This is a genomic window from Algoriphagus aquimarinus (assembly GCF_900112005.1).
GTDB lineage: Bacteria > Bacteroidota > Bacteroidia > Cytophagales > Cyclobacteriaceae > Algoriphagus > Algoriphagus aquimarinus.
In genome coordinates, this window is the sequence record NZ_FOKK01000003.1 from 104,483 (window position 1) to 117,972 (window position 13,490).

At 39.3% G+C, this 13,490-nt stretch carries 13 protein-coding genes; 8 read left to right on the forward strand and 5 right to left on the reverse strand.

Going from position 1 to position 13,490, the window contains the following annotated elements; all coding sequences use genetic code 11:
- Window positions 1-3: 3 nt before the first annotated feature.
- The gene (locus BM291_RS04710; protein ID WP_092895025.1) at window positions 4-873 is read left to right on the forward strand and encodes an SDR family oxidoreductase; all 870 of its coding nucleotides are present in this window, start codon (window positions 4-6) and stop codon (window positions 871-873) included.
- Between the two features lie 103 nt (window positions 874-976).
- On the opposite strand, the gene BM291_RS04715 is transcribed toward BM291_RS04710, so the two are convergent.
- Both BM291_RS04715 and BM291_RS04720 read right to left on the reverse strand, forming a co-directional pair.
- Window positions 977-2,020 (reverse strand): PAS domain-containing protein, encoded by a 1,044-nt coding sequence (locus tag BM291_RS04715; RefSeq protein WP_092895026.1) that lies wholly within the window; start codon window positions 2,018-2,020, stop codon window positions 977-979.
- A 388-nt stretch (window positions 2,021-2,408) separates the two neighbouring features.
- Window positions 2,409-2,906 (reverse strand): DUF4494 domain-containing protein, encoded by a 498-nt coding sequence (locus tag BM291_RS04720; RefSeq protein WP_092895027.1) that lies wholly within the window; start codon window positions 2,904-2,906, stop codon window positions 2,409-2,411.
- A 340-nt stretch (window positions 2,907-3,246) separates the two neighbouring features.
- On the opposite strand from BM291_RS04720, the gene BM291_RS04725 reads away from it, so the two are divergent.
- On the forward strand, window positions 3,247-5,430 hold the full coding sequence (locus BM291_RS04725; protein ID WP_317045641.1) for a patatin-like phospholipase family protein: 2,184 nt from the start codon (window positions 3,247-3,249) through the stop codon (window positions 5,428-5,430).
- Here BM291_RS04725 and BM291_RS04730 read toward each other — a convergent pair.
- Window positions 5,424-5,903: an Mpo1 family 2-hydroxy fatty acid dioxygenase gene (locus BM291_RS04730; RefSeq protein ID WP_092895029.1), complete on the reverse strand. Its 480-nt coding sequence runs from the start codon at window positions 5,901-5,903 to the stop codon at window positions 5,424-5,426. The genes BM291_RS04725 and BM291_RS04730 overlap by 7 nt on opposite strands.
- A gap of 75 nt (window positions 5,904-5,978) precedes the next feature.
- On the opposite strand from BM291_RS04730, the gene BM291_RS04735 reads away from it, so the two are divergent.
- The 3 genes from BM291_RS04735 to BM291_RS04745 are packed head-to-tail and all read left to right on the forward strand — an operon-like array spanning window position 5,979 to window position 9,215.
- Window positions 5,979-7,106, forward strand: coding sequence for an NAD(P)/FAD-dependent oxidoreductase (locus tag BM291_RS04735; RefSeq protein ID WP_092895030.1), 1,128 nt, complete (start codon window positions 5,979-5,981; stop codon window positions 7,104-7,106).
- Window positions 7,107-7,155: 49 nt separating this feature from the next.
- On the forward strand, window positions 7,156-8,619 hold the full coding sequence (gene nhaC, locus BM291_RS04740) for a Na+/H+ antiporter NhaC (RefSeq protein ID WP_092895031.1): 1,464 nt from the start codon (window positions 7,156-7,158) through the stop codon (window positions 8,617-8,619).
- Complete coding sequence (locus tag BM291_RS04745; protein WP_092895032.1) at window positions 8,616-9,215, forward strand: 3'-5' exonuclease; 600 nt, start codon at window positions 8,616-8,618, stop codon at window positions 9,213-9,215. Before nhaC ends, BM291_RS04745 begins: the two co-directional genes overlap by 4 nt.
- On the opposite strand, the gene BM291_RS04750 is transcribed toward BM291_RS04745, so the two are convergent.
- Window positions 9,208-9,834 carry an IMPACT family protein gene (locus tag BM291_RS04750; RefSeq protein WP_092895033.1) on the reverse strand — a complete coding sequence of 209 codons (627 nt, stop codon included), beginning with the start codon at window positions 9,832-9,834 and terminating at the stop codon, window positions 9,208-9,210. The genes BM291_RS04745 and BM291_RS04750 overlap by 8 nt on opposite strands.
- Before the next feature lie 103 nt (window positions 9,835-9,937).
- On the opposite strand from BM291_RS04750, the gene BM291_RS04755 reads away from it, so the two are divergent.
- Genes BM291_RS04755 through BM291_RS04765 form a run of 3 tightly spaced genes read left to right on the forward strand, consistent with a single transcriptional unit; the run spans window position 9,938 to window position 12,216 of the window.
- Window positions 9,938-10,363, forward strand: a complete 426-nt coding sequence (locus BM291_RS04755; protein ID WP_092895034.1) for a sugar 3,4-ketoisomerase — start codon at window positions 9,938-9,940, stop codon at window positions 10,361-10,363.
- Window positions 10,335-11,264 carry a hypothetical protein gene (locus BM291_RS04760; protein ID WP_245786770.1) on the forward strand — a complete coding sequence of 310 codons (930 nt, stop codon included), beginning with the start codon at window positions 10,335-10,337 and terminating at the stop codon, window positions 11,262-11,264. Before BM291_RS04755 ends, BM291_RS04760 begins: the two co-directional genes overlap by 29 nt.
- A gap of 1 nt (window position 11,265) precedes the next feature.
- Window positions 11,266-12,216, forward strand: a complete 951-nt coding sequence (locus tag BM291_RS04765; RefSeq protein ID WP_092895035.1) for a glycosyltransferase family A protein — start codon at window positions 11,266-11,268, stop codon at window positions 12,214-12,216.
- Here the strand turns inward: BM291_RS04765 and BM291_RS04770 are convergent, their stop codons facing one another.
- Complete coding sequence (locus BM291_RS04770) at window positions 12,217-13,488, reverse strand: M16 family metallopeptidase (RefSeq protein WP_092895036.1); 1,272 nt, start codon at window positions 13,486-13,488, stop codon at window positions 12,217-12,219. It abuts the gene before it with no gap.
- Window positions 13,489-13,490 lie beyond the last annotated feature (2 nt).

The window sequence follows — 13,490 nt, forward strand, 5'->3', positions numbered from 1 at the left end:
TTTATGATTTTAGCAGAAGGTATGCTCAAACCTGGAGCACTGAAAGGGAAAAACATCGTAATCACTGGAGGAGGAACAGGACTTGGGAAATCGATGGGAGAGTATTTTTTGGAGTTGGGAGCCAATTTGGTAATTACATCCAGAAAACTGGACGTACTTCAGGAAACTGCCAAGGAAATGATGGCTGCGAAGGGAGGGAAAGTAATTCCTCTTGCCTGCGACGTGCGTGAGATAGACCAAGTAGAAACTATGTGGAAAGATGCCACAGAGCAGTTGGGGCAAATCCACGTAGTTCTTAACAATGCTGCAGGGAATTTTATTAGCCCAACCGAACGACTATCGACAAATGCATTCAATACGGTTTTAGATATTGTGTTGAAAGGCACCTCACAAGTGACCCTCACTGCTGGTAAATACTGGATTGCAAATAAGCAGCCGGGCACTTTTCTTAATATCGTGACTACCTACGCTTGGACTGGCTCAGGGTATGTAGTTCCATCAGCTGCTGCCAAAGCCGGTGTGTTGGCAATGACACGTTCTTTAGCCGTAGAATGGGCTAAATATGATATTCGCTCGAATGCGATTGCACCTGGTCCATTTCCTACGGAAGGAGCATGGAGTCGATTATTACCAGGAGATTTGGTAAAGAAATTTGATCCTGCTAAGAAAGTTCCTGTAGGCAGAGTGGGGGAGCATCAGGAGCTTGCAAATTTGGCAGCTTACTTGGTGTCGGATTATTCTTCTTATGTGAATGGAGAGGTAATGACTATTGATGGAGGAGAATGGTTGAAAGGAGCAGGGGAATTTAATAATCTGGATCAAATACCAGATGAAATGTGGGACATGATGGAAGCTTCAAGGGGAAAAAAGTAATGAGCCCCAAAGTAATTTGGGGCTATCTAAAAGCTAAGTGGAAAATCAGAAATTTGTAAAGCAAAAATCGGAATTTTAAATAAATCCAATCTTACAAAGCTTATTAAGAGATTACATCCTCCATAGATTTGTTTTTGGATACTGATTCTTTGATGCTTTTCTTTAAAGATTGATCAAGAAGTTTAGTTTCTCTTTTGATGAGTTGTACCAGTCTTTTGGATTCATTGTTTTGAGGTTCGCTATCAAGAATCTCTAGAATTCCCAGAATATTTGCCACTCGTGCGCGAAGGGTGTGGGACTGCTCAAAAGCCAATTCCTTGAGGAAATAATGATGTTCCTTTAACCAGATTTCTTGTTTCTTTCTGTCGGAAATATCTAGAATACATCCCAATATTTTGGTAGGACGTCCGGTGCTTGACCATTCTATGGTTTTACCAAAGCCTAAAGCCCAAATGGTTTGATTGGTTTTTTGATTTATGCGAAATTCCTTTTTAAAAGGGATGTTTCCCGTAGTTTTAAAATGACTGCCAAGATCCCGAAGCAAGTTTGGGAAATCCTCCGGATGAATATGCTTCTGCCAAGAAATAGGGGTTGTTCCAGATAATTCATCTTGGGTATAACCTAACATGTGGCCTAGTCCCTGACTGATTTTGTCGCCTTTATTTGTGAGATCAAATTCCCAAAACCCAAGGAGTTTATCTTCTAATATACTGTCAATAATTTGCTTGCCTTCACTAGTTGTGCTGTCAAAAAAATCACCTAATCCTAAATTATAAGGCATTGGTTGTGAATATGGATGTCCTATTCCTAGGCATGTACCAAAGTCATCAGAGACAAAAAAGAATTCCCATTTGGTGTCTACTATTTCACCCTGAGGGTGTACTATTTTTTGAAGGTCTACGGTGAAGGATTGGTGAGAATTTCTCCAGGCTTTAATCCGCTGACTCTCGTATTTACCCCAATTAGAAGGCACAAAGCAATCCGAAAAATATATTGGTTTCTCTTTATTATCGAAAAAAGTAGGTATCGGACCTATGCCTGAGTCAGAAGAAATGACCTTGCCATTTTTGTCTAAGGTGACTTGCAAAAAATAATCGGATACAACCGCTAGATGACTTAGGGCCTGAATAGGATCGTAATTGTTCATAAAACAAATTTAAAGAATCCCGCGGTTAAATGCTTTAAAAAACATAATAAATAGTATGAAATGCATAATAATATATTTGAATAGGTATTAATAGGTCTTGATTGTCTTGGTGATGAGGATGAATGGCTTGCCATATTTAGAGCGCATAGCTTATGCACCATAAATACCTCAACTGTAGGAGCATTTGTTGATCAACTTCAAAAAGGCAAGGAGTAGGTGAACCAGGAGATGAAGCCTGTGAAAAATATAGTTGTGCTTTTTATTTTCCAGAGCAGATAGAGGGAAAATATTTTTAAAATCACACAATTAGGGAAAGTATAAATACGGCTTTTAAGCAAGCAAAAAAGGCCGCTAATGCGGCCTTTTTTTATTTAATGCTTGAGTTAAACTACTCTTCGTCTTGAGTCACTTCTGAAACAGGTCTGAAGTTTCCTTCTGGCAGTTGCTCAGCTACTTCGTCTCTTTCATATGGGAAAACTTCCACAATTGCGCTTTCTACAATATCAGGCACTCTGAAACTCACTAACATATTGCCTAAGCTCTCCTGAATTCTATCGTAAGCTTCTTTGACATCATTTGCTGTGACAATCATGTATTGGGTAACCTTTTTTTCCTTTCCGCTTTCTCCATCAGCAACCATATAGGAGATTTTGCACTTGTGCCATATATCAGCATCCTCGTAGAAAAATACATCTACAATATTACTCTTGCTGATTCCGGTCACTTGAAAATCTCCTCTTATCTGAGAAGCTAGCCTATCATAAAGGATTGCTTCTGATTCGGTAAAGGATACCGCATCCACTAGGTATTGCTCAGAAATATTCTTCAGCAATCCTTGTTCATTTTCTTTCGCGTACTTGACTTTGCACAAAAACCAGGTTCTCATATCTTTCTATTTGAATTTCGAAGGTAAAATTTATCCTTAGAAGGACAAGAGTATTTTCCTTCAAAGAATTACCTAATCTACTGTCATGGAGAGTAAGTGGCTGATAGTCAAGTTGATTTATTTGACCTTGAAAAAAGGTTAGAAATTGAACTGACTGAAAGCTACCCTAATTGTGGGGAGTAAAAGAAAAGCAGTAAATTATCGCAAAACCTTTTACATGCGGGATAAAATCTGGTACAGCTTTCCTGTACAATTATTTTTACTTCACCTACGAAAAAATTTAGGCCTTACACTTATTTGGGCGGTCCTGTTGGGCGTTATTTTAGAATACTTAGGTGTAATGTTAGGTATCCCATATCTTTTTCTTGATCCTGAATATTTGCATCAGGTTTCTTGGGTAAGTTTTTTCCTGATGGGGGTGGGCTTTGCTGTTTTGACTATGGGTTTTCATATGTCCACCTATATTATGGATGGTAGACATTTTCCCTTTTTAGCTATAGTCAATAAGCCATTTATTCATTATTGCGTGAATAATGGTCTCATTCCTCTGATTTTTTATTTAGTATATATTTTCAGATTTGTTAGTTTTCAATTGGGAAATGATCTCTCCAATGACTGGGTAGTATTGTATTATTTTCTCGGATTTTTGGGAGGAGGTATAATAACCTACTCGCTCATATTTGGGTATTTTGCTCTTACGAATAAGGATTTCTTTATCTTATTTGCGGGGACAGTAGATAAAAGATTGCGTAAAGTCAGATTGACCAGAGCGAATGTCCTCAGTCAATACAAAGATCTTAAAAACCAAAATTACAAGGTTTTATACTATCTAAATATCAATCTTAGGCCTGAGAAAGTGAGGCCAGATATTTCTAGGTTTGAAGGGACCAAGCTGCTGAGAGTCTTCGATCAGAATCACTTGAATCTGTTCATTATTCAAATAGCCCTGATTCTTTTCGTCTTGTTTCTAGGCTTTTTTAAAGAGAATCAATATCTCCAGTTGCCTGCAGCTATGAGTGCGACTTTATTGTTTGCGATACTGATCATGCTGGTGGGAGCGGTTAGTTTTTGGCTGAGAAGGTGGTCTACGTTTGCCGTATTTGCCTTTGTAATACTGGCTAATTATTTCAGCAATTTCAATTTTCTAAATCGTCCACACGAAGCTTATGGGTTAGATTATTCTGTGCCTCCAGTGACCTATAGTTTGGCTCATATGGATTCACTTTTGACTCCAGAGATTGTCAAAAAGGATCGAGATAATGTTCTGGAAATATTGAAAAATTGGAAGTCTAAGTTTCCTGAGGAGAGTAAACCAAAACTAGTGATGGTTGCCGCTAGTGGAGGAGGACAACGGGCAGCACTTTGGACAGTTAAAGTTCTGCAGAGTATTTATGAAATTGAGCAAGGAGAGGTGCTAAAACATACTGAACTTCTTACAGGTGCTTCAGGAGGAGTGCTGGGCGAAGCTTTTTTCAGGGAAGTTTACCTTAGGTCACTGACAGATTCTTCCGTAGACCCTATGGATCCGAAGTATCTAGATCAAATATCTGCTGATAATCTGAACCCTATTATTTTCACTTTGCTGGTGAATGATTTATTGATTCGCAATCAAAATTTCCAGTATAACGGACATAAATATCTTAAGGATAGAGGGTTTGCTTTTGAGGACCAGTTAAATAAGAACACAAATGGAATATTGGATAAGCCTATTTCTGCCTATAAAGAACCTGAATTCACTGGAAGTATACCTCTGCTGCCTGTGACTACTTTGATTACCAATGATGGTAGGAAGCTGGTGATTTCTCCTCACTCCATGTCATTTTTCGGAACCTCACTATTAGGAAAAATGGGGTCAGATGAGAAAAAACAAACAATAGACTTCCTAAGATTTTTCGAAGGTCATGACTCAAAAAATCTACGATTTCTCTCTGCATTGCGCATGAGTGCTACTTTTCCATTCATTACTCCTAATATCGAACTTCCTACGGAGCCAATCATGGAAACGATGGATACAGGATTGTCTGATAATTTTGGGATTCAGGATGCACTTCGGTTTATGTATGTATTCCAATCGTGGATAAACGAAAATACAAGCGGTGTGGTATTGATTACTATTCGGGATTCTGAGAAAATAACGGAAATCGCTCCAAGTTTTCCTCCGAGAATTTTCGAAAAGGTTTTTACCCCTCTTAAAAATATTTATGCGAATTGGGACAATGTGCAAACCATACAAAACGAAGTTCTTTTCAACTATATGGCAGAATCCATGCCCTTTGATCTGGAAAGAATAGAGTTTGAATACGCGCCTGAGAAAGTGCAAGCGGAGGAATTGACAGTCAGTCAAGAAACTATGCAGAGAGCGTCTCTAAATTGGCGTCTGACTGCCAGAGAGAAAAAGTCAATTCTTGAAAGTGTCTACACGCTTAAAAATCAAAGCTCACTGAAGCGTCTGGAGGATTTGTTTAGTAAAAATCAGCCGATTATTGAAGATAGCGTGCTAGTGACAAAAGATGATGCTCAATAAGAAAACCCCCACTTTTTATATATAAAGTGCATCAACCATGCAGGGCCTATTAGCAAAAATTGAAGATCTCTAAGAAATGTGGGTTTTTTGCCTTCAATCTTATGACCGTAAAACTGCATGAACCAAGCCAGTACAAATATACCAAGGCTAAACATCCACAGCTTTCCTGGGAAAGTCAAGTCTATATAATTAGCGACGGCAAGGCATAGGGAAGAAAAAAGAAACATCCCCAACGTAAGTGGAGTAGAGAGCATGAGGTAATAAATGAGTACCAATACCAAAGCTACGGTGGCCCAATTGGCGAAATTGGCGAGGAAGGGCATCAAATCGGGTAAGGGACCCACTGGAATACTAAAAAGCAAGCCCACGATACTGAAGAAAATTGCAGGCACACAAAACCAGTGTATGAGCTTATTTGTCATGTTTTGATGACTCAACCCGTATTCTTGGAATAAAGCATCAATTTTTCTCATGGTATTTTGGGATTATATCGTTTAGATTGAATTAAAATACTAAATCTATTTTAATTCCTTTTTCTAAAATTCGAAATGTTCAGCTATTGGGAGACAAAACACTTTTTTGAGTACGATCTTATCGTGGTAGGCTCAGGCTTCGTGGGCTTATCTACGGCAATTCATTACAAGGAAAAACACCCCAAGGCAAATGTGCTTGTGGTAGAGCGAGGAGTTTTTCCTACTGGAGCAAGTACCAAAAACGCTGGTTTTGCATGCTTTGGAAGTTTGACCGAGATTTTGGATGATTTCTGGAACATGACTCAAGATGAAGTGTTGGCCTTGGTTGAGCGCAGGTATAAAGGCTTGAAGTCGATTAGGAAGCAATTTGGAGATAAAAACCTGGGGTATGCGCATACCGATGGCTACGAACTTCTAGAGGAAAGCCAATTGAAAGCTGTGGATCAAATGACTGGAGTGAATAAACTTCTCAAGTCTGTTTTTAAAGAAGATGTTTTTTCTCAGGTAAAGAGTCCGGAGAAAATGGGATTCGCGGAACAGATTAAAGTGGTAGTGAAAAATAAATTCGAAGGGGAATTGGACCCTGGGAAGTACATGAATTCACTTTGGAGACTCGCTCAGAATGAAGGAGTCAGAATTTTAACAGGTGTTTCAGTTTGCGAAATAAGGAAAGATGAAGGACTAGTATTAGCTGAGGATGGTAACGGAGAAACAAATCTGGAATTCAAGGCGAAGAAAATTGCTATTTGCACCAATGCATTCACGAAGAAGCTATTGCCAGAATCAGATATTCAGCCAGGTCGAGGTTTGATTCTCCTATCTAAACCTTTGGAGTTCAAGGCACCATGGAAAGGAACTTTTCACATGGACAAAGGCTACGTTTATTTTCGACAGGTTGACGGAAGACTTCTACTAGGTGGAGCTAGGAATAAGGATTTTAAAGGTGAGGAAAGCACTGATTTTACAGTTAATCCAAAAATAAAATCACATTTAGACAAACTTGCACGAGAAGTGATCTTTCCTGGAAAAAGTATTGAGTGGGATACTGAATGGACTGGTATTATGGCTTTTGGCAAAATAAAATCTCCGCTAATACAGCAGGTGGGAGACAAAACAGTTGCTGCGGTACGTCTTGGCGGAATGGGTGTAGCTATAGGTTGGCAAGTTGGAAAGGAGCTTTCTACACTTTTGTCCAAGATGTAATTAATTTTTTTTCTTAGATTCAGATTCTTAACTCACCAAACCCCAATTAATGCAAGGTTTTACCCGCTCTCCAAAAGTTTTTGACGCACTGATTCCCCTGGTTTTTTTGATTGTCCTTTTGGTATTGAATATTCAAGTTTTTGGCACAGATGGGCTTTCGGGTTCTAACCAAATCGTACTTATCCTTTCTTCTATGGTTGCTGCTTTGGTAGCAATCTTTCGATTAGGTTTCAATTGGGAGACGCTCCAAGATGGAGTTATTAAAAGTATCAGTGCTGCGATGTCCAGTATTTTGATTCTGTTCCTTATTGGTGCGCTTGCTGGTACTTGGTTGCTTAGTGGTATTGTGCCAGCCATGATCTACTATGGTCTTCAGATTTTAAGCCCGGCTATATTCCTGGTTGCAGCATGTGTAGTTAGTGCTATCGTTTCCGTAGCTACAGGAAGTAGCTGGACTACAGTTGCCACAGTGGGCGTTGCTCTATTGGGTATAGGCAAAGCTTTAGGTTTTGAAGAAGGAATTATTGCCGGAGCGATCATTTCCGGAGCATATTTCGGAGATAAAATGTCACCATTATCAGATACGACTAATCTTGCTCCGGCCATGGCAGGAACAGATTTATTCACTCACATTCGGTACATGGCGAAGACTACTATTCCGTCCATCAGTATTACGCTTATTATCTTCATAGTGATTGGTTTGAATTATGAGACCAACGGCTCTGTGAATGACGTACAGGCTATTTCAGATGTGATTTTGCAGAAATTCAATGTGACGGGTTGGTTATTTATTGTGCCAATATTGGTCATAGTAATGATCGTTAAAAAAGTGCCTGCTATTCCTGCCTTGCTAACTGGAGCTCTTTTGGGAGGGCTGTTTGCCTTGATTTTCCAACCAGAAATCATTCGCCTGATTGCAAATGAAAATGCTTCTTATGCCTATCAGAGTTTCAAAGCAGTAATGATGTCTCTTTACGGAGAAATCAGCATTACTACAAGTAATGACGTCGTGAATGAATTGCTCATGACAAGCGGAATGGCCGGAATGATGTACACGATTTGGTTGATCATAGCTGCAATGGTATTCGGCGGAATCATGGAAGAAAGTGGAATGCTAAGAGTTCTGGCAGAAGCGATAATTCAGAAGGTTCACAGCGTAGGCTCCCTGATTGCATCCACTGTTGCAACTTGTGTGTTCTTCAATATCACTACTTCCGATCAGTATTTAGCCATCCTAGTTCCCGGTAGAATGTATGCAGATGTGTATAAGAAAAGAGGTTTAGCACCGGAAAATCTAAGTAGAACCTTGGAAGATTCAGGTACAGTAACTTCGGTGCTGGTGCCATGGAACACGTGTGGAGCAACACAGGCTTCGGTTTTGGGTGTAGCTACCTTGGCGTACGCACCTTATTGCTTTTTTAATATTATTAGTCCCTTTATGACCATTCTATATGGCTATTTCAAAATTGGGATCACTTATTACGATGACGTAGAAGAAGAAAAATTGGTATGATTCCATTTAAGATTACAAAAGATGAGGTAAACGCTCTTCCGCTGGGACAGTTTGAGGGCGAAATGTTTTTAATTGATAAACTTGAAGATGTAGAGGAGGTGGCTGAGTTTCTTGTGCAGCAGCGAGTGATCGGCTTTGATACGGAGACTAAACCCGCCTTTCAAAAGGGTGTGACCAATCAAGTTTCTTTACTGCAGCTTTCTACTTCTACCCAAGCATTTCTATTTAGATTGAATGAAATTGGTTTTCCTGATTCCATTCGGAACATCCTAGAAAAAGAGAGTATTGTGAAAGTTGGTGCAGCCGTTCATGATGATATCAAAGGATTGTCAAAGCTCACGGACTCTTTTTATGCAAATTCTTTCTTCGATCTAAATGACGAGCTGAAAAGAGTTGGTTTTATCAATATTGGTGTGCGAAACCTGTGTGCGATGGTTCTCGGAATGCGTATTTCTAAATCCGAGCAAGTTTCAAATTGGGAAGCAGAAAAGCTTACGATCAAGCAACAACGCTATGCCGCCACTGATGCTTGGGGATGTTTGGAAATATTCAAAAAGCTAAAAGCCGAAGGTTACCTAGACGAGTTGTTTAAATAACTGCTAATTCCAGTCCTTCAATTTCCTCAAGAGAGTTGACGATTAGCTCTTCCAATCCTTTTCTGAACTCCAAATTCATTTGGCAATCCAGCGTCATTTCCTGCGATAGGATATGCAGATCATGAGTTTTGATGAGTTTCATTACGTCGTTCATCACTGGATAAGGGAAGTGAATAGAAACGGATGTTTTCACCTGCTCTTCGATGATCTCATTCTCCTCGATAGCCAAAGCTGCGGAAGTTTTGTAGGCTTGAATCAATCCGCTCATTCCGAGCTTAGTTCCTCCGAAATAACGAACTACAACTATTAGGATGTCTGTAAGGTTATTTGATCTGATTTGTCCCAAAATCGGGTCTCCAGCAGAGTGATTGGGCTCTCCGTCATCATTGGCTCTAAAGTGATCTCCATCCTTTCCTAGCGTCCATGCAAAGCAATGGTGTCTTGCATCATAGTATTTTTTTCGAAGCTCAGCCAAGTGATTTTTGATTTCTTCTTCATTTTTTACTGGATAGGAAAAATAGAGAAACTTGCTGCTTCTGTCTTTATACAGGCCTTCGCTAGTTCCGGAAATCGTAAAAAATGTATCTTCGAATGCTGACTCGTCGCCGAAGTCTGACATGGATTTGCTAAAGTGGATGAGAAGCGAATTTAGAAAATTAACAAATGGGGAACGGTTTATCCGTTCGAATTATCTTAATTTTAGCTAGAGGAAATCTTAACCAATGCCTGAATCAATCACTGCGCAAGCACCTTATGTTTTTTCACTTCCTGGCAACTCCAGCGAAACTGGAAGTCTTCACTTTTGGGAGAATTTAGAACTCTTTCCTGATGGTATTCAGCGATGTTTTTGGATATCAGGTGTGAAGGAAGGTGAGACGAGAGGGAATCATGCGCATTGGCAAGAGTCACAAGTGATCGTAGCTGTAGCCGGAAGTGTTCAGCTAGAAATTCAGTCTGCACAAGGTGAGGTTTATTATTTTGACATAGATTCACCTGGGCAAGCAGTTTTTATTCCCCCTTTAAATTGGTTAGTCGCTAGATTTTCACCCAACTCAGTATTACTTGGGATGTCAGATCGCGCTTTTTCAGAAGATGATTACATCAGAGACCTAGATAATTTTGGAAAGCTTCAAGAAAGAAATAAGTGATCCCCACGAGCTTCGTGTGATATCGGCCTCGACGGAGGCAAAGGATTATTTTTTAAGCAACTTCCCAATTGATGGATGTCAGGAACACTTGGACTTTATCTGGGAGAAAAAACATAAAGCTAAGGCAATCATTACGTTTGCAATTTCTAATGATGCACAAGCAGTTTCACTTCCTCAATCACCTTTTGGTGGATTTTGGATACAGGACGGTTTGAGCTCGACTTCTTTGGAAGCTTTTATAATGGCTATTGAAGCGGAAATGAAGCTAAGAGGAATACGCTCTATTTCTCTGACGCAGTCACCCAAACCATACGAGCCACAGTCTGATTTGATCAATTACCTTTTATTTAAAAATGGATTTGAACAAGGGAAAGTATTAAGTCATCATTTTTTCATAGGTAAAAAGAAGATCAAAAAGTTAGCTCAAAAAGAGGTAGTAAAGCTTCAGTCTAAGAGTAAAATTGCTGGGTTGAGCGTCAGTCATTCACCTATTTCAAACTTTGGGTTTTTGAAGGAAATACGATTTTGGAATCTTGAAAAAGGCTATGAAGTCGCAATTGATGACAATAGAATGGTTCAGCAAGTTTCGGAGTATCCAGATAGGTATTTCTTAATTACACTTAGAAAAAATAGTGAAGCAATTGGATACTCAGTTGGTGTCAAACTCACAGGTGATTCTCTATATTATTTTCTTTCAGCGATTAATCCAAAAATCAGGGTGAAGAATGGAGGAGAGCTTATACTGAGTGCCCTTTTTCAGCTTGCTGTGGAGCAGAAAGTGAACTTTATAGACTTAGGGTCCTCAGATCTTGAAGAAGGTGTAAATCATAGTTTGATGTTCTTTAAATCACGATTCTCTAATGATGTTTGTAATAAGATCATTTGGGTAAAGAAAATCTAACATGAAGTTTACAAATCGAGTTACTATTATTTGTATTGCTTTCAATCATGAAAAATGGGTGGAAAAGGCGCTGATAAGTGTATTGTTGCAAGATTTCGAGGATAGAGAGTTAATCATTGTGGATAATGGAAGTAAGGATCGGACTCCAGATATAATCAAGGAATGGGTAAAAAATAATACAGATAAACTCCCTGTTACTGCGATTTATAAGAGCAAGTCCGAACCCTATTGTCAGTTGTTCAATGAGGTTTTAAGTCGGGTGGAAAGTGAGTTTGTGGTTGATCTGTCTGGAGATGACTTTTTGTATGAAAACCATTTGTCTCTTTCGATTGCCAAATTACAACAGACACCAACTGGCGCTTTTGTTTTTTCTGATGCTATGATTCTTGATGAAAATGGTGAGCAGAGCACTTTCTACAAGCGGGAGGATTATAAGGAGTTGGCAGAGGTAACTCAGGCCAATAGGATGTATGAAATACTAATTCGAAGAAGTTATATTTCAGCTCCAACTGTGGTTTTCAATACAGATCTTCTCAAACAAATAGGAGGGTATGATGCTTCACTTGCCTACGAAGACTTTGATGTTCAGCTAAGATTGTCTAGAGATTTCTCTATAGTTTTTTCCGAGCATATAGGCGTTTTGAAGAGGAAACACGGGGATTCTCTGTCAGCAAGCCAGTACCAGCGCTACCAATCGAAAATGCTTCCGAGTACACTTCGAGTTTGTGAAAAAATCAAGGAGATGAATAAAAGCTCAATTGAAAATGATGCACTTGCAGAACGCATTTTGTTTGAGTTGAAGCATACGCTATGGTCTGCAAATTTTGAGGTTGCTAAAGGGTTTGTAAAGCTTGCGGAGGAGATGAATATACAAGGCATTCAGTTTAATTTATTTAAACTGTGGCTTCGCGTTCGACTTGATATCTCTTGGCTTTATGTCAATCTAACCTGATCAGCCTACAACTACCTCAATGAATGGTGGTTTGTCAAAGTATTTTTGACCCACTGTAATGATGTCATCTGCGGTGAATGTTTTCAGATAAGCCAGTTTTTGGGCGTAATAATCGAAATCCATTCCTGAGTGATGCACTGCCTGAAATCTGTCAATTAAGTCGAATGAAGTGCTGAATTGCTTAAGCATCTGACCGATTAGGTAATTCCGCACTACTTCCAATTCATCCGCATCGATTTTCACTCGCGTCAACAACTCAATTTCGTGGTAGATTTCTTTGATTACATCTGGGTAAAAGGCCTTTTGAACATCAGCTGCAATTACCCAAAAATTAGAATCTCCAATTTCAGCTAATGATGAATAAATTCCATAGGTATGACCTTTGTCTTCGCGGATGTTTTTGATAAGGCGAGAGCCAAAATAGCCACCTAGAATTGTATTGAAAACAGTGAGTGCTATAAAGTCTGGATGTGTTTTTGGAATAGACCAGCTGCCAATTCTAATACTGCTTTGAACAGATTTCTCTTTAGGTTCTGTTACAGCCAAAAGTGTGTTTATTCCTGGTAATAGTATGGAATCAGAGACGGCTCGATTTGGCAATTTCCCGAAAAGAGAACAGAGTTTTTCAAGTTCTTTAGAATCGAAATCCCCGGTAACAAAAATTTCTATGTCTTGCCAAAGCATAGTTTCGTAATAAGAAATCAGCTGATCTCTGGTCACATTATCCACATGGCTTTCCTCGAGGTCTGCTCCATAAGGATGGTTCGCACCAAAAAGACACTTTCTGAAAACTGTACTAGCTCTTGATGCTGTTTTTTCTTTCTCAAGTAGTATACTGAGTTTACGCTGAGATTTTCTCTTTTCTAGCATATTCTCTGGAAAAGTAGCCTCTGTAAATAGAGAATTGAAAATATCTAATACAGTAGATAGGTGTTTTTTGGTAGACAAAAGTCCAAGGCCTTCATGAGAGTATGTGGAAATAGGATGAACCTCCGAAGCATAAAAATCAAAGAATTCTGCAAGTTCACCAGCATCCTTTTCGGCTGTACCTTCCTGTAGCATTTGAAGAGTGAAGGAAGAAACTAATGAATGATCGAGTGGGAGGGAGTTTCGCTGACCTTTACCAATCACATCAATTTTCACGGCGTTTAAACCAGGGGTAGGAACATAAAAGAACTTTGCTCCATTGGAAAGTTTGAATTCCGATGGAGGCAATAGTTCAAAATCCTCAGGAACCTTAAATTCCGGAGCTTTTGACCTGTCTAAAACCATTT

What these genes read in the sequence shown, in the direction of transcription:
- BM291_RS04720 (WP_092895027.1), bottom strand. Translation starts at nt 2,906, where the DNA reads ATGAGAACCTGGTTTTTGTGCAAAGTCAAGTACGCGAAAGAAAATGAA.
- BM291_RS04735 (WP_092895030.1), top strand. Translation starts at nt 5,979, where the DNA reads ATGTTCAGCTATTGGGAGACAAAACACTTTTTTGAGTACGATCTTATC.
- BM291_RS04770 (WP_092895036.1), bottom strand. Translation starts at nt 13,488, where the DNA reads ATGGTTTTAGACAGGTCAAAAGCTCCGGAATTTAAGGTTCCTGAGGAT.
- BM291_RS04755 (WP_092895034.1), top strand. Translation starts at nt 9,938, where the DNA reads ATGCCTGAATCAATCACTGCGCAAGCACCTTATGTTTTTTCACTTCCT.
- BM291_RS04745 (WP_092895032.1), top strand. Translation starts at nt 8,616, where the DNA reads ATGATTCCATTTAAGATTACAAAAGATGAGGTAAACGCTCTTCCGCTG.
- BM291_RS04710 (WP_092895025.1), top strand. Translation starts at nt 4, where the DNA reads ATGATTTTAGCAGAAGGTATGCTCAAACCTGGAGCACTGAAAGGGAAA.
- BM291_RS04725 (WP_317045641.1), top strand. Translation starts at nt 3,247, where the DNA reads ATGTTAGGTATCCCATATCTTTTTCTTGATCCTGAATATTTGCATCAG.
- BM291_RS04730 (WP_092895029.1), bottom strand. Translation starts at nt 5,903, where the DNA reads ATGAGAAAAATTGATGCTTTATTCCAAGAATACGGGTTGAGTCATCAA.
- BM291_RS04765 (WP_092895035.1), top strand. Translation starts at nt 11,266, where the DNA reads ATGAAGTTTACAAATCGAGTTACTATTATTTGTATTGCTTTCAATCAT.
- BM291_RS04750 (WP_092895033.1), bottom strand. Translation starts at nt 9,834, where the DNA reads ATGTCAGACTTCGGCGACGAGTCAGCATTCGAAGATACATTTTTTACG.
- BM291_RS04715 (WP_092895026.1), bottom strand. Translation starts at nt 2,020, where the DNA reads ATGAACAATTACGATCCTATTCAGGCCCTAAGTCATCTAGCGGTTGTA.
- nhaC (WP_092895031.1), top strand. Translation starts at nt 7,156, where the DNA reads ATGCAAGGTTTTACCCGCTCTCCAAAAGTTTTTGACGCACTGATTCCC.